The organism is Erwinia psidii, assembly GCF_003846135.1.
Classification (GTDB): domain Bacteria; phylum Pseudomonadota; class Gammaproteobacteria; order Enterobacterales; family Enterobacteriaceae; genus Erwinia; species Erwinia psidii.
Genome location: NZ_RHHM01000001.1, coordinates 460,569 through 486,032 on the forward strand (window position 1 = coordinate 460,569; position 25,464 = coordinate 486,032).

General features: G+C 46.6%; 19 protein-coding genes. 2 read left to right on the forward strand and 17 right to left on the reverse strand.

From position 1 onward, the window contains the following. Positions 1 to 179 precede the first annotated feature (179 nt). From EB241_RS01985 to EB241_RS02045, 13 genes are all read right to left on the reverse strand, one after another. Positions 180 to 398, reverse strand: coding sequence for a zinc ribbon domain-containing protein (locus EB241_RS01985; protein ID WP_124231537.1), 219 nt, complete (start codon positions 396 to 398; stop codon positions 180 to 182). Positions 399 to 460: 62 nt separating this feature from the next. Then, positions 461 to 1,951 (reverse strand): ribosome biogenesis GTPase Der, encoded by a 1,491-nt coding sequence (gene der / locus EB241_RS01990; protein ID WP_124231538.1) that lies wholly within the window; start codon positions 1,949 to 1,951, stop codon positions 461 to 463. A gap of 132 nt (positions 1,952 to 2,083) precedes the next feature. Next, the gene (bamB, locus tag EB241_RS01995; protein ID WP_124231539.1) at positions 2,084 to 3,265 is read right to left on the reverse strand and encodes an outer membrane protein assembly factor BamB; all 1,182 of its coding nucleotides are present in this window, start codon (positions 3,263 to 3,265) and stop codon (positions 2,084 to 2,086) included. 46 nt (positions 3,266 to 3,311) lie between these two features. Then, entirely contained in the window at positions 3,312 to 3,932 is a 621-nt protein-coding gene (locus EB241_RS02000; RefSeq protein WP_124231540.1) for a YfgM family protein, read from the reverse strand. Positions 3,933 to 3,945: 13 nt separating this feature from the next. Next, positions 3,946 to 5,235 carry a histidine--tRNA ligase gene (gene hisS / locus EB241_RS02005; protein ID WP_124231541.1) on the reverse strand — a complete coding sequence of 430 codons (1,290 nt, stop codon included), beginning with the start codon at positions 5,233 to 5,235 and terminating at the stop codon, positions 3,946 to 3,948. 53 nt (positions 5,236 to 5,288) lie between these two features. Beyond that, the gene (gene ispG, locus EB241_RS02010) at positions 5,289 to 6,410 is read right to left on the reverse strand and encodes a flavodoxin-dependent (E)-4-hydroxy-3-methylbut-2-enyl-diphosphate synthase (RefSeq protein ID WP_124231542.1); all 1,122 of its coding nucleotides are present in this window, start codon (positions 6,408 to 6,410) and stop codon (positions 5,289 to 5,291) included. Positions 6,411 to 6,448: 38 nt separating this feature from the next. Further along, on the reverse strand, positions 6,449 to 7,480 hold the full coding sequence (gene rodZ, locus EB241_RS02015) for a cytoskeleton protein RodZ (protein WP_124231543.1): 1,032 nt from the start codon (positions 7,478 to 7,480) through the stop codon (positions 6,449 to 6,451). Beyond that, a complete protein-coding gene (pilW, locus tag EB241_RS02020; RefSeq protein ID WP_124231544.1) occupies positions 7,470 to 8,198 on the reverse strand; it encodes a type IV pilus biogenesis/stability protein PilW in 729 nt (242 codons plus the stop codon). Before pilW ends, rodZ begins: the two co-directional genes overlap by 11 nt. Before the next feature lie 83 nt (positions 8,199 to 8,281). After that, positions 8,282 to 9,454, reverse strand: coding sequence for a bifunctional tRNA (adenosine(37)-C2)-methyltransferase TrmG/ribosomal RNA large subunit methyltransferase RlmN (locus EB241_RS02025; RefSeq protein WP_124231545.1), 1,173 nt, complete (start codon positions 9,452 to 9,454; stop codon positions 8,282 to 8,284). A 257-nt stretch (positions 9,455 to 9,711) separates the two neighbouring features. Further along, the gene (gene ndk, locus EB241_RS02030) at positions 9,712 to 10,143 is read right to left on the reverse strand and encodes a nucleoside-diphosphate kinase (RefSeq protein ID WP_062744669.1); all 432 of its coding nucleotides are present in this window, start codon (positions 10,141 to 10,143) and stop codon (positions 9,712 to 9,714) included. A 1,050-nt stretch (positions 10,144 to 11,193) separates the two neighbouring features. Next, entirely contained in the window at positions 11,194 to 11,913 is a 720-nt protein-coding gene (locus tag EB241_RS02035; protein ID WP_233592512.1) for an MgtC/SapB family protein, read from the reverse strand. Positions 11,914 to 12,026: 113 nt separating this feature from the next. After that, positions 12,027 to 13,250 (reverse strand): MFS transporter, encoded by a 1,224-nt coding sequence (locus tag EB241_RS02040; RefSeq protein ID WP_124231546.1) that lies wholly within the window; start codon positions 13,248 to 13,250, stop codon positions 12,027 to 12,029. Positions 13,251 to 13,263: 13 nt separating this feature from the next. After that, the gene (locus EB241_RS02045; protein WP_124231547.1) at positions 13,264 to 14,082 is read right to left on the reverse strand and encodes an MBL fold metallo-hydrolase; all 819 of its coding nucleotides are present in this window, start codon (positions 14,080 to 14,082) and stop codon (positions 13,264 to 13,266) included. On the opposite strand from EB241_RS02045, the gene EB241_RS02050 reads away from it, so the two are divergent. After that, on the forward strand, positions 14,077 to 16,413 hold the full coding sequence (locus tag EB241_RS02050; RefSeq protein WP_158612366.1) for an extracellular solute-binding protein: 2,337 nt from the start codon (positions 14,077 to 14,079) through the stop codon (positions 16,411 to 16,413). The two genes, EB241_RS02045 and EB241_RS02050, sit on opposite strands and share 6 nt — an antisense overlap. A gap of 193 nt (positions 16,414 to 16,606) precedes the next feature. Here EB241_RS02050 and EB241_RS02055 read toward each other — a convergent pair whose 3' ends face one another. Then, positions 16,607 to 20,686 (reverse strand): glycerophosphodiester phosphodiesterase family protein, encoded by a 4,080-nt coding sequence (locus EB241_RS02055; RefSeq protein ID WP_124231549.1) that lies wholly within the window; start codon positions 20,684 to 20,686, stop codon positions 16,607 to 16,609. A gap of 381 nt (positions 20,687 to 21,067) precedes the next feature. On the opposite strand from EB241_RS02055, the gene sseA reads away from it, so the two are divergent. Beyond that, entirely contained in the window at positions 21,068 to 21,916 is an 849-nt protein-coding gene (gene sseA / locus EB241_RS02060; RefSeq protein WP_124231550.1) for a 3-mercaptopyruvate sulfurtransferase, read from the forward strand. Between the two features lie 85 nt (positions 21,917 to 22,001). On the opposite strand, the gene sseB is transcribed toward sseA, so the two are convergent. The 3 genes from sseB to EB241_RS02075 form a co-directional block, all read right to left on the reverse strand. Then, on the reverse strand, positions 22,002 to 22,775 hold the full coding sequence (gene sseB / locus EB241_RS02065) for an enhanced serine sensitivity protein SseB (RefSeq protein WP_124231551.1): 774 nt from the start codon (positions 22,773 to 22,775) through the stop codon (positions 22,002 to 22,004). A gap of 69 nt (positions 22,776 to 22,844) precedes the next feature. Continuing rightward, positions 22,845 to 24,128, reverse strand: a complete 1,284-nt coding sequence (gene pepB, locus EB241_RS02070; RefSeq protein WP_124231552.1) for an aminopeptidase PepB — start codon at positions 24,126 to 24,128, stop codon at positions 22,845 to 22,847. Positions 24,129 to 24,282: 154 nt separating this feature from the next. Further along, positions 24,283 to 25,446 carry an IscS subfamily cysteine desulfurase gene (locus tag EB241_RS02075; RefSeq protein ID WP_124231553.1) on the reverse strand — a complete coding sequence of 388 codons (1,164 nt, stop codon included), beginning with the start codon at positions 25,444 to 25,446 and terminating at the stop codon, positions 24,283 to 24,285. Between the last annotated feature and the right edge of the window lie 18 nt (positions 25,447 to 25,464).

Here is a 25,464-nt window from a genome sequence, read left to right on the forward strand (position 1 = left end):
AATGGCTATCAGGCCAATACGCAAAGACAGCCTGCCTAATTATAGATATGTTTTGCACAAGCAAAGATGCAGAGTACCAATAATAATAAAAAGTTATTAGCAGGTCCCTGATGATTCATCGTGCGATTAAATACCGGGAGAAAAAATCATCGCATTGTCATTTGCTGACAATCAATAAATCACGGCAACAGGATATATTTCACCCGCTTTTTTGATATCAGTCCGTGCCCGCTGGTACAAAAATAATCCACGGCACCGCAGGCTTTCAGTACCTGTAACGGCGTTGCACAATCAGGACAAACAGGCTGAACACCGAAGGCACGATCGCAGTCTGCACAATGAAAATGCCCATCCTTTGTGCTGAGAAGGTGCTGGCAAAAGGGACATAATTCGCTCACGGGCATTTCCTTTTTATGCGGACGCCGGATAAAACAAAGGGGCCAGACAAGGCCCCTTCAGATCAGCGTTTATTTTTTTTCAGATGGCTTATCAGACGTTTACGCTTGCGCAGCTGGTTTGGTGTCAGCAGGTTACGTTTACCGGCAAACGGATTTTCGCCTTCCTTAAACTGAATGCGGATAGGCGTACCCATCACATTAAGAGAGCGGCGGAAATAGTTCATCAGGTAGCGTTTGTAAGAGTCCGGCAAATCTTTTACCTGATTGCCGTGAATAACCACAATTGGTGGGTTATAGCCACCGGCATGCGCATATTTCAGTTTAACACGGCGTCCGCGCACCATCGGTGGCTGGTGGTCATCGGCTGCCATATTCATGATTCGGGTCAGCATTGACGTATTTACCCGGCGGGTTGAACAGTCGTATGCTTCGGTCACTGACTCAAAGAGATTACCCACGCCGCTACCGTGCAACGCAGAGATAAAGTGCACACGGGCGAAGTCGATAAAGCCCAGCCGGTAATCCAGCGCTTCTTTAACCTCATCACGCACGTCCTGCGACAGTCCATCCCATTTGTTAACCACGATCACCAGCGAGCGTCCACTGTTAAGGATAAAACCCAGTAGCGACAGATCCTGATCGGAAATACCTTCGCGGGCATCAATCACCAGCATCACCACATTGGCGTCTTCAATTGCCTGCAAGGTTTTAATCACCGAAAACTTCTCAACGGTATCGGTAATTTTTCCGCGCTTACGTACCCCGGCAGTATCGATCAGAATATATTCACGACCATCACGTTCCATCGGAATATAAATGCTGTCACGGGTGGTTCCCGGCATGTCGTACACCACGACGCGATCTTCACCCAGAATGCGGTTGGTCAGCGTGGATTTACCCACGTTCGGACGTCCGACAATCGCCAGCTTTATGGGTAAATCCAGCGGGTTGAAATCGTCTTCTTCCTCTTCTTCCGGTTCTTCACCGCGCTCTTTTGCCGCCAGTGCTGCCCAGTAAGCTTCATTTTCGTCTTCTTCGCTCACTTCAGGCGGATCGATTTCGTCCATCCACGGCAGCAGCACTTTCTCCAGCAGGCTGGTAACACCTCGCCCGTGCGAAGCGGCAATCGGATAAATATCACCCAGCCCCAACGCCCAGAAATCAACCACGGCAGAGTCAGCGTCCAGCCCATCGGTTTTATTGGCGACCAGGAAGGTAGGCTTCTCACGGGTGCGCAGGTGTTTGGCTATGGCCCGATCGGCCGCCATCAGACCAGCCCGGGCATCGACCATAAACAACACAACGTCAGCCTCTTCGATCGCCAACAAAGATTGCTCTGCCATGCGCGTTTCCACGCCCTCTTCTGTGCCGTCGATACCCCCGGTATCAATGCAGATAAACTCACGCCCTTCCACCTCAGCGCGGCCGTATTTACGGTCGCGGGTTAGTCCGGGGAAATCCGCCACCAGCGCATCTCGCGTGCGCGTTAAACGGTTAAATAAGGTGGATTTTCCCACATTGGGACGCCCGACCAGCGCGACCACAGGTACCATATTGAAGCCTCATGACAAATTTTAGCTGTACAACCCGCAGGCTGAAGGCGTAAAGGATACCACGCCCTGAGAAAAACGAAACGGCTCCTGACGGATCAGGAGCCGTGGCAAAGCATGACAGGCCTGCTGAAATTAGCGGGTAAACGCGTAAACTTCGCCGCCCTTCGCCTGAATTAACAGCTTGTCGCTGGCAACAACTGGCTCTGTCTGGAAACCTGAGCTGTCTACTTTCTGTTGCGCAACAAAGCGTCCGTCGGTGGTATTAAGCCAGTGCAGGTAACCTTCGCTGTCACCCACCACCAGATAACCGTTATAAAGCACAGGAGAAGTCAGATTACGGTGCAGCAGATCGCTCTGACGCCAGACTGTCACACCGCCTTCAGTGCTGAGTGCCACAATGCGATCGTCCTGATCGACCAGGTAAATACGACCACCATCAACGATCATATCGTGCACTGAACCAATCTCACGCTTCCAGATAATTTGCCCAGAACGCAGATCCATTGCAGCAAGATTACCGTTGTAAGCCAGCGCATAAACCACACCGTTGACAACAATCGGTGTCGTATCCACATCCGCCAGGCGATCAATTTCTGTTGCTCCCATTGACTGAGAGATGCGCTGCTGCCAGATTATCTGGCCCTGGTTCATCATCACCGCACTCACGCGGCCATTATCTCCACCCACGATCGCCGCACCAAAAGCCGCCACCGGAGCTGATTCACCACGCAGGGAAAGTGAAGGCACATCAAGATTAACGCTCCACTTGACGACACCGCTCGACTGATCCAGTCCCTGCAACATACCGTTACTGGTATGCACCAGAACCAGACCGTCACTGACCACCGGACGGGACAGCACCTCACCTGCGGCTTTGGTTTGCCAGGCAATGGAACCGTCGCGGGTATTGAGGGCGTATATCTGACCGCGCTCACTGCCGAGGTAGAGGTGCTCACCATCAACAGTCACACCGCCAGACAGCAAAGCAGACAGATTTTTAGAAAAGAACCCGGTCTTCTCGGACAGGTCGCTCTTCCACTGCTCTTTGCCATCAGCCGCATTCAGCGCCTTTACGATACCAAAACGATCGGCAGCATAGACGGTACTCTCTGACCAGGCAGGGTGAAGGTTGGAGTAATAATCACCCACGCCGTCCCCGACAGAGACGCTCCAGAGTTTTTGTGGGGTAAACTGATTTTCCACTTTAGGTAGCGGAGACATTTTGACGACGTCTTCTTCACCGCTGAACCATGAACATCCGCTGAGCAAGGTAACTGAAATCAGTCCCGGCAGAAGTATCTTACGCAATTCCATGAAATCCCTCTTGTGCCTGTTGAGGCTATTTTTACCCGTGGTGAACTTAGCCCGGGAGATTATTCATTTTCATTTGCAGCATCTCTTTCAACGCCGGAGACGCATCGGAGACAATGCCTTGATTCCAGGCATCACGGGCACCTTTAGTGTCACCCTTGCTGAGCAGCGCTTCACCGCGCACATCGGCCACGATCGCTGTCCAGCCATCACCTTTTACTGTATCAAGGGTTTTCAGTGCCTCATCCGGCCGCTTTAGCTGCAACTCAACGCGGGCCAGACGTAAATTGAGCACCGCCTGGAGGTTCGCGTCTTTGGTAGACTTCAGGCCATTTTGCAGCTGAACAACCGCTTTATCCAGCTGATCGCTGTCAACATAACGTTTAGCAAGATCCAGCGACGCTATGGCACCATAGGTGTTTGGATTTTCACTGGCGAACGTCTCCGCCTTCTTCAGCGTTTCCGGCTTACCGGTATCCAGCGCTGTGTAAACCTGTTGCCAGGCAGCAGACTCCTCAACGTGCCGGTTGTCCTGATGACTGCTCCAGTAGCGCCAGCCCGCCAGCGCGCCCACACCGATGATCACTCCCACAACCAGTGCCTTACCATTCTGGGCAAAGAAACGCCTGAGCGCGTCAACCTGTTCGTTCTCGTTGCTATACACTTCCACGCAAACCTTCTCCTTAAATAGCGGCTGTCTGATTCAACAACACAGCCAGCGTGGCTGCTGCATCACGCTGAGCCACCGTCTTCTGCTCACCGTTACGTAAATCTTTGATGACCACATCGCCGTTAGCGACTTCGGCCTCACCGAGCACCAGCGCAATACGCGCGCCCCACTTATCAGCCCGGGCAAACTGCTTCCTGAAGTTGCCGCCACCAAAGTTGGTCATCAACTTTATTGACGGTTCGGCATCGCGCAGTTTTTCAGCCAGTTGCATCGCCGCCGACTGTACCCCCTGACCCGAAGCGATAACATAGACATCGACAATGCGCGTCGGTTCAAATTCAGGATTCACCGCCTGCACCAGCAGGACCAGACGTTCCATCCCCATGGCAAAACCGACAGCAGACGTGGCACGACCACCCAACTGTTCCACCAGGCCATCATAGCGTCCACCGCCACACACCGTTCCCTGAGACCCCAGACTACTGGTAACCCATTCGAACACGGTACGGTTGTAATAATCCAGACCGCGAACCAGACGCTGGTTGATGGTATAGGGGATACCGGCTGCATCAAGCAGCTGACACAAACCGGCGAAGTGCTCGCGGGAATCCTCGTCAAGATGATCGGCCAACTGAGGCGCGCTGTCTAACAGCGTCTGTACCTGAGGATTTTTACTGTCCAGCACCCGCAATGGATTGCTGTACATGCGACGTTTGCAGTCTTCATCCAGCAAATCCTGATGCTGTTCCAAAAAAGCCACCAGAGCGTCACGGTAGCTGGCCCGCGCCTCCAGTGAGCCAATGGAGTTAAGCTCCAGGCTAACATGATCCGCAATACCCAGCGCTTTCCACCAGCGTGCCGTCATCATAATCATTTCGGCATCGACATCCGGCCCTTGCAGGCCAAACACTTCGGCACCCAGCTGGTGGAACTGACGGTAACGCCCCTTTTGTGGCCGTTCATAGCGGAACATCGGACCGCTGTACCACAGGCGCTGTTCCTGATTGTACAGCAAACCATGCTCAATACCGGCGCGCACACAGCCTGCCGTCCCTTCCGGGCGCAGCGTCAGGCTTTCACCATTACGATCGTCAAAGGTATACATCTCTTTTTCAACCACGTCGGTAACTTCACCGATAGCGCGTTTGAATAACGGGGTCTGTTCTACAATTGGCAAGCGAATTTCGCTGTAACCATAGCTGGCCAACACCTGTCTGAGGATCTGTTCAATGCGTTGCCATACTACGGTGTCTGTTGGCAGGTAATCGTTCATGCCACGAATTGCCTGAATATTTTTTGCCACTACATTTTCTCACAATATGAATTGGGCACGGGCGGGCGGGCCCGTGCGCCACATTATTTTTCGACCTGCTGAACGTCAATACGGCGGGACTCATCCATCATCGCGGCCTTGGCACGGATACGGGCCTCCAGCTGGTCAATCATGTCATGGTTGTCGAGACGCTCGCGCAGGCGCACGCCGTCTTCATAAAAACCGCTTTTCTTGTTGCTACCGGTCACACCCATTGTGGAAACCAGCGCCTCACCCGGTCCGTTTACCACACAACCGATAATGGAGACATCCATCGGCGTGATGATATCTTCCAGCCGCTGCTCCAGCGCATTTACCGTGCCAATAACGTCAAATTCCTGACGTGAACAGGTAGGACAGGCAATGAAATTAATGCCGCGTGAGCGGATACGCAGGGACTTAAGAATATCAAAGCCAACTTTAACCTCTTCCACAGGATCGGCCGCCAGTGAAATACGCAGCGTGTCGCCAATCCCTTCTGACAACAGTAACCCCAGCCCGATAGCAGATTTAACGGAACCCGCGCGTGCTCCTCCTGCTTCAGTGATACCAAGGTGCAGCGGCTGATCAATTTGCTTCGCCAACAACCGATATGATTCGACTGCCAGAAAAACATCTGATGCCTTGACACTGACTTTAAACTGGTCGAAGTTCAGGCGATCGAGGTGGTCCACATGGCGCATTGCTGACTCCAGCAGGGCCTGCGGTGTTGGTTCGCCATATTTTTCCTGCAAGTCCTTTTCCAGCGATCCCGCATTAACGCCGATACGGATCGGGATATTATTGTGGCGGGCACAGTCAACCACCTGGCGGATACGCTCTTCGTTACCAATGTTACCGGGGTTGATGCGCAGACAGTCAACACCGTACTCAGCCACTTTCAGGGCAATGCGGTAATCGAAATGGATATCCGCTACCAGCGGGACATTGACCTGCTGTTTGATCAGGCGAAAGGCTTCAGCGGCATCCATGGTGGGAACCGAAACGCGGACAATATCCACGCCAACGCGCTCAAGCGCTTTGATTTGATTGACCGTTGCGGCGACATCGGTGGTTCGCGTATTGGTCATGGACTGTACGGCAATAGGCGCACCGTCGCCCACAGGCACCTTGCCGACGTAAATGCGCGTTGATTTGCGACGGATAATGGGGGCTTCGTTGTGCATATTCTTTCTCCGGAATTACCCACGCCGGGCTAAATGCGTTAGTTCGTACCAACGGTCAGGCGTGCAACCTGGTTTGAACGGATAAAACGACTCAGATCGACTGGCTGCCCCTGATACTTAATCTGCACGGCTCCAGGAGCACCGATTTTCAGGTGATAGGGAGCGGTGCCATTCAGACTGAGTTTGCCACCGGTACGTTGCATACCACTGAACAGTTTTTTGCCCGTTGCATCGCTCACTTCCAGCCAGCAATCTTTACTGAAATCCATTACCAGCGCGCCCGCATCAGTAGCAGGCGTACTGACGCCAGCCGCAGACGTTGGCATTGTCGCGCTGGCGCTGCTGTCAACCGGTGCCTGAGCTGGCGATACGGCAACAGGCTGAGCGGCATTTGTCGGACTGGTAGCAGACTGACTGTTCGCTGCGGATACAGGCGCGGATGGACTGCCTGCAGGGGATACGCTAGCGGACGATGAGGCAGACTGATTGTTTTCGCCTGGGGTTGACGGCGTGGTGACAGACGCACCGTGAGCCGGTGAACTGTCCGCAGCAGGCGTACTGTCGGTGCTGTTGCTGTCAGTGAGAGGGACAGACTGGCTGTTATCACTATGATTATCCGCGTTCTGATCGGCCATTGAAACCAGGTCGTCCTGAGCTGCTTTGTGATTCTGCCACCACCATGCACCGGTCAGTCCCAGCACCACAAACAACACCAGCCAGGTGAAAATCATCAACCAGCCATCGCGTTTTTTGCGCCGTTTGCCAAGCGCAAAGCCTTGCATTGGCTGCACTTTTGCCGCACGGACAGGGGCCTGCTTCGCCATCATCGGTAGCAGCTCCTCTTCCGGTACGTGTACCAGGCGTGCGTAAGAACGAATGTAGCCACGCAGGAAGGTTGAGGCCAGTTCGGTCGGAGACTTGTCGTCTTCAATGTCACGCACGGTGGAAAGTTTCAGGCAAAGGCGCTCGGCAACATTTTGCTGAGTCATGCCCATTTGTTCACGGGCCTCACGCAGGCGCCCGCCCGTTGAAGTTGATGCTGATTTGTCTTGGATGGCTTCAGTATTCATTAGCTAAAAAATGCAGGTACTGTATCGATTGTGGAAAATTTCGCGCCAGCTGCTCTCCTGCCAGTCTGACGACCTCAGGGTGCTCAGCCTGCGCGGCGAAGCGAATCTCTAGCCACAAGCTTTCTGCCGAAGCAGCAAAGTTGCGTTGATAAATATCTAACAGGAGCCGCGAGGCATCGCGCTCATTATTTCCAAATCGCCTTTCGGCTTCTGCAAGCAGAACCTTGCCTTTTTGCGCATCATTGCGCGTCGCCTCAGCCAGCGCCGCTTCAGCCTTATGCTTCTCTCCTGCACGGATATAACAATATCCGGCGTTTTCAATTGCATCAGCCCGATTGTGGTTTTCCGATGAATCTGCGGCCTTACTAAACTGCAGCTGGGCCGCATCATACTGCCCTAAACCACAGAGAAACGCACCGTAATTATTGATTACATCACGGTTATCTCCCGCCAACCGTAAGGCACGCTGATAATGCCGTCGCGCCATATCCTGATGCCCCAGCCGTTGTTGATAGCGGGCCATAGCGAGGTGACTGCGATAATCATCCGGTATCAGACGTACTGCCTGTTCCAGATTGCGTCGGGCCGGTTCCAGCCGATCGCGGGCCAGGTACTCAAGCCCCAGCTGTAACCTTGTCAGCGCCAGTTCATTATTTTGTGACGACGTGCCGCATGCACTGAGCAGCAATACCAGCCAAACTGGAAATCCTTTTCCCATTCTGCCTCCTGATTTGCGTTATGCAACACTTTACGCCAATCAAAACAGGGGAAACAGAAGCGCGCTGATCAAAAATCAAGCTTTCAGAGTGCCTTCACAGAAATCGTCTCACCGGCCATCTTCTTACGCATCGTGCGTCGGGTGCGGTCAATAACTTCACCAGCGAGTTGACCACAGGCGGCATCAATATCATCACCACGGGTCTTACGCACAATAGTGGTAAAACCATAATCCATCAACACTTTAGAGAAACGATCGATGCGACTGTTCGAACTGCGACCATAAGGCGCACCTGGGAAGGGGTTCCAGGGTATCAGGTTAATCTTGCAGGGCGTATTTTTAAGCAGTGCCGCCAGCTCATGAGCATTGTCCGTACTGTCGTTAATGTGATCAAGCATCACGTACTCAATGGTCACTCGCCCCTGATTGGCATTAGATTTGGCGATATAGCGGCTGACAGCATCCAGAAAGGTCGCGATATTGTACTTTTTATTGATGGGAACAATGTCATCACGAATGGCGTCATTTGGCGCATGTAAAGAAATGGCAAGCGCCACATCAATTACATCGCCCAGCTTGTCCAGTGCCGGAACCACACCGGAAGTGGAGAGCGTGACGCGGCGTTTTGACAGACCGAAGCCGAAATCGTCCAGCATGATTTCCATTGCTGGCACCACGTTATTGAGATTCAACAGCGGTTCACCCATCCCCATCATCACGACGTTGGTGATCGGACGCTGGCCGGTGACTTTCGATGCACCAATAATTTTAGCGGCACGCCAGACCTGACCAATGATCTCCGACACACGCAGGTTTCGGTTAAAGCCCTGCTGTGCCGTGGAGCAGAACTTGCACTCCAGTGCACATCCAACCTGAGAGGAGACACACAGCGTGGCGCGATCTTTCTCAGGAATATAGACCGTTTCAACCTGCTGACCACCAACCGTGATGGCCCATTTGATGGTACCGTCCGCAGAGCGCTGCTCCTCTGCCACTTCAGGGGCGCGAATTTCAGCCAGCGATTTCAGCTTGCCACGAAAAACTTTATTGATGTCAGTCATCTGATCGAAATCATCACAACAGTAATGATAAATCCACTTCATTACCTGATCGGCACGAAACGGTTTTTCACCGAGACCGACAAAAAACTCGCGCATTTGCTGACGGTTGAGATCAAGCAGATTGATTTTTTCTTTGGGTGCAGCCATGACCATGGCAGGTGGTACAGACAACGGAGTCACATTGTGTTCAGACATAATACTCTCTGGCCTTGTTGTTACACGTTATGGCACTGGGAAAAAACATATATATGAAAGCGTTAAACCAAATATGTATCGGTCAGGTCAGATATCACCCTGAGTGACCATGTATTAACACTGGCAAATATAAAGAGAACGCCCCTGAGGAAACTCTATCCCAGTCAGGGGCGATTATTGTACAGGCCAGGCAGATGAGGTAAAGCGCGTCTGAAAATTAATTTGTAAACGCACTGCCACAGCCTGAAACGATCACCTTAGCGAGTGCGTGGGCAAATTTCGCCTTCACCAAAGAAGTAAGCGATTTCACGGGCAGCAGATTCTGCTGAATCTGAACCATGGGTAGCATTTTCAGTAAAGCTGTCAGCGTAATCAGCACGCAGCGTACCCGCCAGGGCGTTCGCCGGATTAGTTGCCCCCATCAGATCGCGATGGCGCTGAACAGCATTTTCGCCTTCAAGCACAGAAACCACAACCGGGCCTGAGGTCATAAATTCAACAAGACCGTCAAAAAAGGGTTTACCTTGATGTTCAGCATAAAAACCTTCAGCCTGTTCTTTGCTGAGGTGGAGCATCTTGCTGCCAACAATTTTGAAGCCAGCGCTCTCAAAACGGTTAAAAATGGCACCAATCACGTTTTTTGCCACCGCGTTCGGTTTTACGATAGAAAAAGTACGTTCAATAGTCATATGGACCCCTGTTAGACATCGAGTGTGACCGGCAAGAAAGCTCCCCGGCACGGAAAATGGCGCAGATTATAGAGCGCAACGAAAGGATTGCCTATCAGAGATTCAACAAATCTATAACTATTCGTCATGTTTACGGAATAAGGGTAACAGCATTAAAAGGGGTATATGGATATGGCGACCGGCTGCGAATGTAATATAACTATCATAGATGTGCGGCAACCGGGTATATCATGCATTCAGGTAAACTGCATATCACCGTGCAGTATCCCCTTAATACATTCACCCGAATTAACTATCTGTTTTCAAAACAGATTAGACAGTTGCTTTCTCGGCCTGATGCTAACGCTATTGTGGAATGGTCTGCCACGGCACTGGATAGCAGCAATATCCCTGTGCTGAAATGTGTCGCAGCATCGCTGAAAAACCCCCAATATCACCGGAGATAAAAGCCAGACTCGCAGTGGCTTTGGCACAAAAATCTATCGGATAACAGGTAACCATCTTGAACATCGTACAGAGTCAGGGGCCAGTGCTGGTTCATAAAGGTCAGTTCGGATCAGGTCTTCGCGACAGAATTAGCATTGAGTGCCAGAGTGCTGATTTTCATTTTTTATTCCTGTCATCTGAAACTATCCCGGATCGTAGATACGCAAACGCTGTCATTAGTACAAATCCAATGAAAAAATAGCCTCAGATGGTTAAACATTCGATCATTATGCATATCACCTCCGCAACATTGCGGAACGATATTTCAGCCGACCAAAGAATACCGTCAAGTAGTCACAGGTTACGAAAAAAACGGCAAGGAATTATTTGGCGACAGATAAGACAGGGTGAATACGGCTGTGTTACAGTAAATTAAGCAATCCAGCGGACTACCACAACCGTAAAGGTTACTGCTGCAGAGCATCCCCTTTTATATCCTGATATCACATTAGCTTAACTGCATTGCCATCATTAAATTCGACAAGTCTCATAAAAAAGTTTCAATAAAACAGCAGCCTCCCTGACTGCTTAAACCATACTATCGAATAATAAAACATGCTCCTTTCAGCGTTCGAGCGCAACAGAAAGGACGCCTTCAATACTTTTCAGCGTTGAATAAAGGTTGAATACGGTTGTTTTTTTATTTGTCGAGAGCCGCATCCTCATAATTATCCGTCCTTTTTTACCGTCGATAATATTGAGATTATCAATATAACATTGTTTATTATGCATTTGAGTAAAAACTGCTGTTATAGTCTCACTGTCAAGCATGACCAAATTGACAGAGGCTCTGTGGATAGAACCGTCACTGAGTTTGAAACGAGCGATGGAGGAACTAAAACGAATTGCAATCAAAAAAAGCAACGTACCAAATAAGGCATAAAGATAAAAAGCTGAGCCACAGGCAATTCCCACTCCCGCAGAAGCCCACACTATAGCAGCAGTGGTCAACCCTGAAATGCCATCATCTTGTTTGTGCATAATGACCCCAGCACCAAGAAAACCGACCCCACTAATGACCTGAGCTGCGAGTCTCATAGGATCAGTACGTATATTAGATGACATTTCAGCATAATATTCAGCCGACTGAATTGAAACCTGAGTCAATAAACAACTTGCTACGGATATAATAATACATGTTTTAATTCCAACGGGCTTATTTTTTGATTCCCTCTCCCAGCCGATGACAGCACCAAGGATAAAAGACGCACTAAATTTTATTAACGCTACCCAGTAATGGGACGAACCAAAAAAATTATAAAAAAAATGCTCAACTGACATCATTAAACTCCTTTATTAATGCGCCAAATTAGCAACATGTCAGAAAAGATGTCCATATTAAAGGTGAATATCTGCATGTTGCGTCAGATGTTAATGCACTCACTTTTATCGTTGTGCTATCTTCCTTGAGAAGAGGTGATATTTTTTTTCTTCTCATCTTTAAAAAAGATGAAAAATGACAAAGATACTATCGCCGCAATCACCATCGGATAGATCCAAAAATCTTGCCACTGTAATAAAGCCAATGGATCTTTTAAGTTGACGGTGCTGTTAAATATTTTCCCGCAAACTGTTGATGCAAACATAAGACCTATACCATTGGATACAATAAAACGTAAACTTTGCGCCTGAGCTTTTATTTTTTCACTTGCTTTACTGTCGACATAAATATCCCCAGCGGTAAAAAAGAAGTCCCAACAGAAACTTTGTAGCATCAGTGCAATAAGGATATAAACGACATGATTATCGATTGCCGCATGGGACAGTAAAAAACACCGAATAATCCAACAGAACGCCCCCAAAAGAATGACTTTTTTAAATCCAAATTTCATAAGGAAAAATGAGAGAACAAACATAAATATGATCTCAAACACAGTGCCAATTTGTAACATGGTTGCTGCGTTATCGAATCCTAATGATTTTAAGAAAACGGGTATGTAAGCTGAATACGCCGTTTTAGGGATCATAAGAAAAAAAGTGCTTAACATAAATACGCTGAAACTTTTATCCTTGAAAAGAGCTAAAGCATCAAGACAAAAAAGATCTCTGGCCTCGAAATTTTCTCCCTTTGCCTTAGGTGGTGTATCAGGTAGAGTGAAACAGTACACGCCCAAGCATACACCGGAAAAACTTGCAATATACCAGGTCATGATACTACCTGAAAAGCCATACTGCCCCAGAATAAAGCCTATTGACATAAATCCCAGCGTTCCAAAAACCCGGATTATTGGAAAGGTTTTAACACCACTGGCATGACGAAAACTAATACTGTTTGCCAGTGCAGAGGTAGGATAAAACAGTAGCCCTACGATAAAGAGCATCGCCAAAAACATCACATTGTTATTGCTAATAATATACTGAGGAATCAACAAAAGGACACCTGCATTTATTAAATGTAATGTCCCCATTACTTTTTGGGAACAAAAAAATCTGTCTGCTATCATTCCAATAATCAGAGGTGAAAGTATTGTTGCTAAGCCCAGAGCCCCGTACGCAGTACCAATAATCGACGACATACCAAAGGTACTTAATACCAATCCCATTGTCATGTTCCAGGCACCCTGCACAAAATATTGTGCATACATCATAATAAACAGACGGGGGGTTTTCCTGATTTTCATTTATAATATCCTTTTAAAGATTAATTGTTAACCCATCATACGCAACCGCTATTCCATGAGGACACATTTTTTCATTAAATTCTGAGTGATTCATTTTTACATTGTGCGAAATATGAGAGAGGAGAATTTTGCTTTGCTTTGTTAAACATCCCATTGCATATAATCTTTCTCTGGTGGCAAGAATTGTCTCAACACTCATATGATTGTTTGCTCTACTGTTTCCGTTATAGCCGAGAGTACATTCGAGAATACAGAGATCGATTTTTTTGTTTTGAAGACCGTGCCAGGTTAGCTCTGGAAACCAACCGGAATCATGGCCATAAAGTATTGACCTTCCCTCTTTTTCAATAAAATAAATATAACAGAATTCCCAGATAGCGTGATTTGCCAATAAAGGTGTGATGCGATAACCATTGCTTTCAAACTCGACAAAGGGGACGACTTTTCTCAGCTTGAAACGTTCATCACTGAATCCTTCAAGCAGCTGTGCACATTTCCCCACGGCAACGTCATTGCCATAAATGTTAAGAGAATGATCTATATGGTGCCCAAAACCTTCCATTCGGCTGTAAAGCTCACCGATATTAAAATGATCTGCATGGGTATGAGTGAATAATAAATCCTTAATTTTCCTTGCATTTAATCCATCACGTATTAGCTGATAGTGGTATTCTGGAGCGATATCAATTTGTAAAATCTCATCAATAATTACACAAGATCTCGTACGGATATCCTTTCCTTTAATAGTGCGACTCTGTTCACATAAATCACATGAGCAAAATGGGTTTGGAATACCTTCAGACGATGCTGTTCCCAAGAAATGAACGTGCATAATGTTAATCCTCAACAGTCATTATTTTTTCCTTTTTTGGAAGATAACCTTTTTTTGGTACGTGTCAATTTGGTCTTCAGTAATCTTATATCCTCTTCACAAATTTGCGGCGAGTTATGCCCAAATGATAAAATCAGCATCACAAAATTTGAGAGGTTATTTATGCCAACGATAAAAGATATCGCCAGACTTGCAGGTGTTTCACACGGGACGGTGTCTAACGTTCTGAACCAACGCGGCAACGTAAGTGCGGCCAAGATTAGTGCGGTAAAAGCAGCTGCAGATCGATTAGGCTACCAAGCTAATGCGCAGGCAAAGACGTTGCGTGGAGGAAACTCTAAAAGTATTGCACTGGTTGTACCGGATATGCGAGCAGAGCGATATCATAATCTTTACAGTGGCATGAATAGTTTTTTTTCGAAAAATGGCTACCGAATTGAAATATTTGTAACAGGTGAAAATGAAGAAGTTGAAAAAAAGCAACTGGCGCTTCTGGCCAGCCATCAATGCCATGGAGTTGTTGTGGTAAGTTGCTTTGCCAGCGCTGATTTATATTATAAAAGACTGTCCATCCCAAGTGAAAAAATTATATTCGCATATCGAAATCCAGTTGGTGCAAATTTATTTTTTGACATCAATGCCCAAAAGGAGATCAAGCATCTTACTGCAACCATAAGAAAAAAAGGATATAAAAATATTGGTGTATTCACTGAGCCAGAAAAATATTCAAACATGTTAAAATTTATGCAATACCTGACAGATGCTTTTGCGGATGAGGAAAATATAAAGATACAGCATTTTTCTTCTCCTGATTGCGAATGTCACAAAATCGCTTTTGAATTTTTCCAGGACATCCCCCTTGATGCGATCATCTGTTCCGACTTTGATAAAATTCGCCATATCAGAAATGCCTGTCATCTTGGTTCAAGTCAGGACTGCCCCCCAATTTATGCATTGTCTGGAGACGAATTGCATCTTGAAGAAAATCTGTATTGTTACCCGGTGAATTATGAGAACCTGGGTAATAAAGTTGCTCATCACTTAATCAACGATCAAGAGCGAAATCTTGATTTACAGTTAAAAAGTCATGATGATTACAGAATTTTTTTCCCTAAAATTCACAGTCCATCCCAGCCGAATAAAATAACGTTTTTGAGTATTCCAAGTCCTTCTACAGATGCCCTGGAAAAGCTGTTACCACATTTTTTCAGAACAACAGGTATCAAGGTAGAAATCACCCGTATGCCCTTCGATCAGCTTATTGAAATAACCAACAAACTGACCGCATCCATCGAATATGATCTAATCAGAATAGATATTGCCACTTTGCCATGGCTGGCAGAGAAAATCTTTGAACCTTTAAAAAATTTAACACAAGATTTGCTATATCTTCTTGATAGCTTCCCTAAAGAAGTAACTGAGCGCTACAGCAAAGTCAATGATATAGCTTACACCCTGCCTTTTGATCCCAGTGCTCAGATGCTTTTCTATCGTCATGATTTATTTGAAGATCAAAGAATAAGACGAATATATTTTGAAAAATTCAGGCATGAGATGAATGTACCTGAAAATTTCGAGCAGTATGACAGATTGTCGCTATTTTTTTCGGATCTCCGCCAACAAGGAGAAATAACCTCAACAGGTTCATGTGCTAACACAGGTGGTACAGAAGTAATAGCCACAGAGTTTTTATTGCGTTATTACGCAAAAGGCGGCCGTTTACTGCATAACAAACCACCGGCACGACTTATTCCAGAAATAGCAGAAGATGTGCTCTATAAATATATTCAGAGCCTGGATCACAATCTTTGTATTAACAGCAACTGGTGGCAGGACGCCATTACTCAATTTGAGCACGGGAATCTTTCCATGTTACTAATTTATAATAATTTATTTTCCAATGTTGCACATAGTAATCTTTCTTCATCTATTGGATATTCTGTTGTCCCAGGTGGGAAACCATTACTGGGAGGAGGAGCTATTGGAATTGCTAAAAACTCCGAAAATAAGTTACAGTGCGCTTTATTTATGCAATGGCTTTTTTCACCAACAATTACTGAACAAATTGTTTTACTCGGCGGAAGCTCTGCTTCTTATTACCAATATAATAATGTAAAAATCACAGATTACTATCCGTGGCTTTCTCTTACGGAAAAAAGCTCAGCCTCGGGAATTCGTGAAAATGCCTTTCATGATGGAACATATTTTGATTTACATCATGCTGAAGAGATTATTGGCAATGGTATAAGTCAGGTTATCGAAAAAAACATAAATATTACTGACAGCATCAAAAAAATTAATATCGAACTTGAAAAATGTAGAAAAAACTGAGAAATCAGGCTCACGAAACCCTGATTTTTACCTTAAAAAACAACAACATAAAGAAGGTTTTTTTGCTTCATTACTCTTGGGTATATTCAACCACGCAATCATTTCACAAAATTGATGCGGTGATCATATAAAATCACCGCACCGGATTAAATATTAACTCTGAAAATATGAGTTAGTATTACATAACTTGCTATTAATCCACCTTTTCCAACTTCCATTCAGCCCAGTCATCCGGCGTGTTTGTATTTGACAGAAGGCCATATGCCTGACCATAATATATACCTCCACGATAGAACTGAGCATATTTTATATTATCATCAGCATACAAATTCCGTAAGTGCTCATATTCCGTATACCAGAAATGCGTTTCCGTATTTTCTGCGCTACAATCTGTCGTCCATTTCATATACGAGCTATCCCCATCTTTTCCACTCATGCAGAATTTTTTATCATGCGATAATATCTGATTTACAGCACCATATTTTTCATTTTTGACAACTCTCATGTTGAGTTCATTTTTATAACCAAACGGCGGAGTAACATCACATTGATATACCCATGGATATTTTGTATAAGGATTATCGTAAATACAAACCTGCCCACCCCAGAACAATTTTGCAGAGCCACCACCCCACCCTTTAAATCTTGCGCTGCTCCCATCCGGCGCCGGCCAGTATTTCAGTTCCCATGCCAACTTTGATTGCATTTCTTGTTTAGGATATTTAGGATGAGGTATGGCTACCCTGTCAAGAGCCCTGGCTTTATCTAAAAAAGTATCAATACTGTCAATATCATCAGATGTTATTACGTTGGCTCCAATGCCACGGTTCCATGCAATATTCGCTCTTACGTCCTCATGTTCATTTTCCGCCAGTCTGTCCTCAAGCGTGTAGCAACATCTGGAGTCATTATTATAATAAGAATCCACAATATCGCTCCTTTTATGAGGTTGCGCGGTGTCAGGTACTGTAATACCAGAAATGAAACCATCTCTCCACATGATTCGGTCTGGAGCGGGGACATAAGTACCCAAAGGTTTATGATTTTTCTTCACAATGGCAATAAAATATGCAGGTGATCCTGGTACAGTATTAGCTATATCAAGACTTACTGGCTCTAAATAATCCCCCTGGGGAGATGACTTACGTACTTTATTTATAAATCCACTGTCAGAGCTTTTGATAACAATTTCGACGTTAGGAACATTTTGTCCATAAGCGTGAGACCACCACCAGACTGCTCTGCTGGCATTATCATGCAGAGGATCACCAGGAGGTATCGGTATGGCGTTATTCGGGAGTTTATTAATTCTTGCTGCCGCTGCGGGGCTCATTACCGGATTAGCCATGATATTTATATCCGCACCGGCATTTTTTAATCCCGCCACCCAGTCGACATAGGTAGGAAATTCGGCCATATTAAATTTAACAATAATTCTTTTAAGCAAGGTGGGATCATACTTTGCCTCATCAGTAATTGTCTTTGCGACTCGCATGATAAGCTGAGGATCTTTGACTTCCAGATAAAGCAAAGATTGTCCATTTTGTTGACGATAATCCCTGATTAATTCATCAACCGTTATAATTGTGTCCTCTGTGGGTCGTCTTCTGGGGTCGAGAAGTTTTTTATTTTTAAGCTCATCTAATGTCATATCCTTCAGAAAAGCGTTTGGACCGGTGTTTCGCTCAGGATCATAGCCGGGTTCCATCATCTTTCCAATTCTTACATCATGGAATATCACAGCTTGATTATCTTTAGTCAACAATACGTCCGTTTCTATCGCTGAGCGACAATTTTTATAGGAAAGTCTGAATGCACTCAGGCTGTTTTCGGCCACGTTAGTATCTGAATCGCCACGATGTCGTATGGTGATAACTTCATTTTTCTGAGAAATTTTTCCAAGTTCATCATATTGGGTTGACCAGCTGGGACAGTCACTTTTCAGATCACGCTTAATTATTTTTTTTCCTTTATCAGCAGCTGAGTTAGCTGGAAAAAATTTACCCTCTATGAAATTAAGGAAAATATCATCTCCGGCAGGTTTTCTTATAAAAAATTTATTTTCATCTTGATTAATACTGATAAATCCGTTGTTAACCCTGATATATTTATTATCATATTTATCAGTTCTCAATCCTTCCGAGTTAGGAGACGACAGCATGCTTTCATCCAGATTGCTGACATACATATCTGTAGTAATAATTTCCTTCAGTTCATCAGATATATGAGCGGATGTTGGCTTTTCAAATAACCATCTTTCACCATCCCATTCAATAGCATAGCCCGGTAGCTGCGCATTTTTTACGTCATAGACCTCATACAATACACCATGTCCTGCATGCTTCTTATTTCTTACAGGAACAATTTTGCCACTCATTTCTACAAACCTACCTAAATCATCATTCACATCCCGATTTTTGTAAACCTTTTCATATATATTTCCCTTGCCATAATATTCAGGATCATTGTTTCCTAATGCAAAATAAGAATAATCATCACTTTCAGGAATGGAAATTTTCTCAATCAACGCCTCCTGAGAGTAGTCAAATGTAGCCTGATTATTGCTCTTACCTGTACTCCATTTTTTTGAAAGTGGCTCTCTGTAAACAGGAATATACTCTTTCAACCCATTCTCTTTGTAAAAATGGACAATATAGTTACCTTCACCATTCAATTTCGCATTATAATAATCACCATAAAGATTAACCTGTTTATTTCCTTCTACAATATCCACCTCAATTTTTTCCTGCTGTGGACTGTCTGCATATCGCCATGACTGTGTTTCCACATTATAAATCACTTTTTTTTCCATCCGCTCAAGACGGTGACCTTCAAATTGATATATATAGAACTCATTCTCTTTATCAGTGGGCTTTAAATAATAAAAGTTATCGACATCTTTATTATCATCTTTTTGTTTATGAAGTCTTATCAGTATCTCTGTCCTGACGCCTGTTAGTGGATCCCTGCTGTAAAAAGCAGCTCTTTCCGGCAACGGCAATACATCCTTTAAATTAGCAGGTTTCGACTTATTAGCAGGAGTCTCCTGTAATAAAAACTTTTCCCCATTGGCACTAAAATTTGCCAGACTTGCCACGTATTTTTTACTTACAGATGGATCAGCGCAGCCAAACTTGTCCGGGTTTTTGATAAATTTTTGTCGCTCAATATTTGCAATAAACCCGGCAGTTATCGGACTAATACCCAATGTAATAAGTTCTCCTGATTCCCTTTGCGGCCCAATATCTCTGTCAGATAAAATCCCTTTCATTTCTGTCTTTACAACTGGCCTTTGGTTTTTGATCAGCAGGACCCTTCCTTTTGTTTCACCATTAGCACTGAGAAATTCTTTTTCAGAAAAGCCAACTATTTTTTCAGAATTGTCATCAAGTAAATCCGTGGCTTGATATTCCTTTCCTTCTATACTTAAAAAATTCACGTCAGGATATTTAAATCCTGAATAGGCAAGTGGCTCATCAGCACTTATTACTCTTGTAACGTATTCAAAATTATTCTTATCCTGATCGGCCAGTAGTTCGGAAGATACAAACCTATCTTCAAGTTTATGCAAAAAATTCTTTTTTTCATTATCATTGAAAATTAGTTTATTTTTACATGCAGTTTTTGGAATGCTATTCTCACTTGATTTTATTACTCCGGCATCAACACCTGGAAAGATTTTTATTCCAGAAAAAAGCCTATCAAAAAAACCATCCTCTCCTGTTTTAGATGTTTCAGGCTCATACCCAGAAAAATTTTCTGATGTCAAAACAGGTTTATTACTCTTTGTGTCGTGCTGCACTTCCTGTATTTTTTTATTCGCGCTGTTCCATTTTCCAACACACTTATTTTTATCATTAGCTCTGTATGGCTTTTTTTTCCTGTGAGACTGTAAATTTTTTGAATTACCCTTCCAGATTTTTTTTGAACATGCCGCTTCGTTTATAATACAACACAGATCGTTATTTTCGATGTTAACCGGGACATTAGCTGAAACATGGTTTTTAGTACTGACTGAAGCATTACCTGCCGCAAACTTCGTTATTTTTTCAATATTTGGCACTACTGTCAGAAATGCATTACTTAGAGAATGCTTTCGAAAATTGCCACTGTGCAAACCAGGATTGCTTAGCACAAAATCAAGTTGTTTAGTGAAAAGGTGTTTCTCTAATTCATACTGACGTCCATTTTCAGCCGATTTGTTATTTGTATCAGGAAGTCTTTTTTTCTTATAGTCACAATAATGTGAAGACGCTTTCGTTATTAAAGTCATGACAGAACCTCTGTTGTTCAACAAATTAACATATAAAAACCAACATTTAATAAATATAAACAATAAAGAATTACTAATCTTTCAATTATCGCTTTTTATATTACTGTGGGTTAAGTCGTTTTTTGACAGTTATCGAACATAAGACATTGACAGCCATGCCCACACCAACAGTAATGGCTTTCTTTTGTGTTACTGTTAATACAATAATCCTGATGAGCAGCTATTGCTCAAATCCTTGCCATGTTTGTCAATATAGCGGCTGTGCACCTTCGCAGTAGGAGTGGTTTTTCAGTATTAATGTGATGGATACTGCACGGACAGCTTGTACTACACGCCAGGATAGTTAACACTTTGTGCATCGTAACCACTCGTGAGCGTGCTATGACAACCCCGTTCTTTGTGACCGCCGACTGGCTGGCGGAGCATTATTCTGATGAAAATATTCAGGTTCTTGACGCACGAATGCTACCCCCAGGCCAGCAAAATGGACGCAACATTCACACAGAGTATCTTGCCCGACATTTACCCAATGCCCCCTTCTTCGATATCGAAGCACTTTCCGATCACAATGCGCCCTACCCACATATGTTGCCCCGTGCCGAAGCGTTTGCCGTGGCCATGCGTGAACTGGGTGTCAACGGTGAAAAACATCTGGTGGTGTACGATGAGGGGAATCTTTTTTCCGCACCGCGCGCCTGGTGGATGCTGCGTCAGTACGCTGTGAAGCAGGTTTCGATTCTCGCTGGCGGACTGAAAGGCTGGGAAGAGGCAGATTACCCGCTGGCAGACGGTGCCGTTGTTCTGCCGGAAGGGGAATTTACCGCTGACGTCGATCCACAGGCAACCGCAAATGTAACCGACGTACTGCTGGTCAGTCATGAAGGCGGTGCTCAGCTGATTGATGCCAGAGCAGCAAACCGCTTTAAAGGTGAGGTGGAAGAGCCACGACCGGGTTTGCGGCGTGGCCATATTCCGGGCAGCCTCAACTTACCCTGGAACGAACTGGTGGAAAATGGTCAGCTGAAGCCTGCGGACATCCTGAAAGACATTTTTCAACATTATGGCGTCAGTCTTACTGAACCGGTGATCGCCAGCTGTGGCTCTGGCGTCACGGCGGTGGTGGTGATCCTTGCGCTGAACACCCTGGGTGTCAAAAACGTCAGACTCTACGATGGTTCCTGGGGGGAATGGGGGAGCCGCGACGATCTGCCCATCAGCATCACCCAATAATCCCCTCCCGATCCATTGACAGGGTACAGGGCTGCCGTTGAAAGATCTGTACCCTGTCCAATGTCATTTCAGCCTGCATTCAGCATTAACCGCTCGCGTTATATTCACGCAGAAAACTCCCCCACCTGCGTTGATAAAATGGGGTGATATGGGCGGTAAAAAAGTGACTGATACCGGGCTCATGCTCCGTCACCTGACAAATATCAATGGCTTCATCAGCCAAAAGCGTGTCGGTGGCCACGCTGCCCGCCGCCTGAATAATGGTGTCGATATCGCTGTCAGCTTCAATGCCAATCAGCAGATTAGGCCGCTCCTTTGCAGATTCTTTGATATGCGCGACAAAAGCCCGACGTACCTGTTTATATTTCGTAAACAGCCCGATGAGTGAATCAATCATCTGCCCCGGCGGTTCCGTCACTTCGGACAACAACAGCGTGGCTCCTCCTTCCAGCACGCTGTGCTGAGTAAGGGCATTCCCCTCTTCACCTAACAAATGTTTGATTTCTGTTGGTGTAAACTCCTTTCCTGACGCCAGCTCAGGGTTAAGAAACAGGGTTTCTCCTTGTGTCAGAGCAAACAGCGTGCGTACCGGCATAACCAGAAAAGGCTGAGCGTCCGTGACTACCTGCTCCATCGCGGTGGCGGAAGTGAAGAAAGGGATAACGGTGCTGCCATCGTCTCTTTTCCAGTGCTGTAAATCCACCGCAGAGGGGGTGATGTTGCTTCCCCCCACTTCTGCATTTTCGCCCGGCACCCACACGCTGGCGTCCATCAGTAAAGCAAAAAACTCAGGCCGGTGTGCTGGCTCAGACGCAGCCAGTTTCAGAACTTCTTCCAGCCGCTGATTACTTTCATTCATAAGTCAGTCCTGCAAGCGACATCGACACAGTGCCGGAGGCAGTGCCACATCCGGCCCTGTACAATAAGATTATTTCAGTAACATACTGGCCACGGTACGCACACCCAGCCCGGTGGCCCCGGCAGCCCACTGGTCAACCGCACCTTTACGGTAGGTGGCAGAACAGTCAATATGCAGCCAGCCCTGCTGATAATGCTTCACAAAGTAGGAAAGAAAGGCCGCGGCAGAACTGGCCCCCGCCGTATGGGAAGGTGCAGCAATATTATTCAGATCGGCAAAATTTGATGGCAGGTGGTTACGGTGAAACTCCGCCAGGGGCAGACGCCAGAAGGGTTCGTTTTCACTGGCCGCAGTGCTTAACAGCGACTGGGCCAGCTCGTCATCAAAACTGAACAATGCATGGTAATCGTTGCCCAGTGCGGTTTTGGCTGCACCGGTGAGGGTCGCGGCATCAATCAGCAACTGTGGCTGCTGTTCGCTGGCATCAATAAGGCCATCAGCCAGTACCAGCCGTCCTTCAGCATCGGTGTTCATCACTTCCACCGTTTTACCATTGCGATAACGGATGATGTCTCCCAGACGAAACGCGTTGCCACTGACCATATTGTCAGCACAGCAAAGGTAAAGCTTAACGCGCTTTTTCAGGCCACGACTGACAGCCAGTGCCAGTGCACCGGTAAGAGTCGCGGCGCCGCCCATATCTGATTTCATTGAGTCCATCGATCCACTTGGCTTCAGACTATAACCGCCGGTGTCAAAAGTGATGCCTTTGCCCACCAGACAGGCAAATACCGGTGCTGTATCATCGCCGTCCGGGTTGAAATCCAGCGCCAGCAATGCCGGGCTGCGCACAGAACCGCGTCCCACCGTATGCAATCCCATGTAACCCTGTTCACGCAGATCGTCACCTTTAGTGATTCGGTAACTGACTTTATCCCCACCAACCGCAGCCAGCAGATCAACAGCACGCTGGGCAAGTTGCTCCGGCCCAAGATCTTCAGCGGGCAAATTAATGGTATCGCGCACCCAGTCAATAATTTCCAGGCGACGTTCAAACTCGGCGGTGTCGGCCTCGTTAAACGCGGCCCATTCCACCTGATTTTCTCCTTTCGGGCTACGATAGCCCTGCCAGAACGCCCAGCTTTTTTCCAGATCCCAGTCGCCACTCAGGCTGACGTTACGGACACCCTGTGCGTTAATTTTACGCGCCGCACGCTGGACGGTGGTCAGCTCATCGTCACCAGTAAGGTGGATGGTCATTCCACTGTCATTGCTGGTGAGGATCGCTTTATCACCCCAGCGGGGATCGGCCGCTGCCGTTGACAGTGATATTTTCATTGGCGTCGTTGTCATTGCATGGCTCCTTGTTGATGCTTTATCAGGGGCCGTTTAAAACGGCCGGACACTACAATAAACGTTCTCTGTTGCCGTTCTGGCAGATTGACAACATTGAGCAAACAGAGGTCGCACCGGCATACCGTGATACCGGATCAACCTGTTACCAGTTTCAGTGAGATTTGGTATGGACGCGCAGGCGGCTGACTGCGCTCTTTACCGTTCTGATGGCAAAATCAATTTCCTCTTCCGTGGTAAAACGGCCAAGAGAAAAACGCAGTGAACTGTGTGCCAGTGCCTCACAAACACCCATCGCACGAAGCACGTAGGAAGGCTCCAGGCTGGCCGACGTACAGGCGGAACCGGATGATACCGCCAGGTCTTTCAGCGCCATCAACAGGGTTTCGCCATCCACCGCGCCAAAACCGACGTTAAGAATGCCCGCCACGTTATGCTGTGCATCCCCGTTCAGGGTCACATCGTCAAGCTGACTGATACCCTTCCAGAGTTTTAAGCGTAAGGCATGCAGACGGGCCATTTCGGCGGTCATTTCCTCTTTCGCAATGCGAAAGGCCTCACCCATCCCGACAATCTGGTGCACGGGAAGCGTGCCGGAACGCATCCCCCGCTCGTGGCCTCCACCGTGGATCTGGGCAGCAATGCGAACTGGTGGCCTGCGGCGCACATACAGACCGCCTATTCCTTTCGGACCATAAACCTTATGGGCAGAGAAAGAGAGCATATCGACTGCAAGCTGACCCACGTTGAGAGGCAATTTGCCAACGCTCTGCGTGGCATCAACATGAAAAAGAATATCGCGGCAGCGACACAACTCACCGATAGCAGCAATATCCTGCACCACGCCGGTCTCATTATTAACGTGCATGACTGAAACCAGCACGGTGTCATCACGCATCGCGGCTTCAAGGTCTGCCAGGGCAATCCGACCATCGGGTTGCGGAGCAAGCCAGGTTACGGTGAAACCCTGATCTTCCAGTTGTGCACAGGTATCAAGCACCGCTTTGTGTTCGGTCAGGCAGGTGATGAGATGACGGCCTTTTTGCTGGTGCTGAAAGGCGGCACCTTTAATGGCAAGGTTATCTGATTCCGTTGCACCGGAGGTGAAGACGATTTCCCGCGGGTCGGCACCAATCAGTTCAGCCACCTGATTACGCGCAACATCAACGGCTTCTTCAGCCTGCCAGCCAAAACGGTGAGATCGGGAAGCCGGATTACCGAAAGTGCCATCCTGAGTGAGATATTGCATCATTTTTTCAGCAACGCGGGGATCGGCGGGTGTGGTTGCGGCGTAATCGAGATAAACCGGTACTTTCATGGCAATTGAACTCCGTTG

Bases quoted from the DNA above. Each gene is read 5' to 3' on its own strand.
- EB241_RS02055 (WP_124231549.1), bottom strand. From the start codon at position 20,686: ATGACTTTAATAACGAAAGCGTCTTCACATTATTGTGACTATAAGAAA.
- sseA (WP_124231550.1), top strand. From the start codon at position 21,068: ATGACAACCCCGTTCTTTGTGACCGCCGACTGGCTGGCGGAGCATTAT.
- EB241_RS02040 (WP_124231546.1), bottom strand. From the start codon at position 13,250: ATGAAAATCAGGAAAACCCCCCGTCTGTTTATTATGATGTATGCACAA.
- der (WP_124231538.1), bottom strand. From the start codon at position 1,951: ATGGTACCTGTGGTCGCGCTGGTCGGGCGTCCCAATGTGGGAAAATCC.
- EB241_RS02035 (WP_233592512.1), bottom strand. From the start codon at position 11,913: ATGATGTCAGTTGAGCATTTTTTTTATAATTTTTTTGGTTCGTCCCAT.
- bamB (WP_124231539.1), bottom strand. From the start codon at position 3,265: ATGGAATTGCGTAAGATACTTCTGCCGGGACTGATTTCAGTTACCTTG.
- pilW (WP_124231544.1), bottom strand. From the start codon at position 8,198: ATGGGAAAAGGATTTCCAGTTTGGCTGGTATTGCTGCTCAGTGCATGC.
- ispG (WP_124231542.1), bottom strand. From the start codon at position 6,410: ATGCACAACGAAGCCCCCATTATCCGTCGCAAATCAACGCGCATTTAC.
- ndk (WP_062744669.1), bottom strand. From the start codon at position 10,143: ATGACTATTGAACGTACTTTTTCTATCGTAAAACCGAACGCGGTGGCA.
- EB241_RS02075 (WP_124231553.1), bottom strand. From the start codon at position 25,446: ATGAAAGTACCGGTTTATCTCGATTACGCCGCAACCACACCCGCCGAT.
- EB241_RS02045 (WP_124231547.1), bottom strand. From the start codon at position 14,082: ATGCACGTTCATTTCTTGGGAACAGCATCGTCTGAAGGTATTCCAAAC.
- rodZ (WP_124231543.1), bottom strand. From the start codon at position 7,480: ATGAATACTGAAGCCATCCAAGACAAATCAGCATCAACTTCAACGGGC.
- EB241_RS02025 (WP_124231545.1), bottom strand. From the start codon at position 9,454: ATGTCTGAACACAATGTGACTCCGTTGTCTGTACCACCTGCCATGGTC.
- pepB (WP_124231552.1), bottom strand. From the start codon at position 24,128: ATGACAACGACGCCAATGAAAATATCACTGTCAACGGCAGCGGCCGAT.
- sseB (WP_124231551.1), bottom strand. From the start codon at position 22,775: ATGAATGAAAGTAATCAGCGGCTGGAAGAAGTTCTGAAACTGGCTGCG.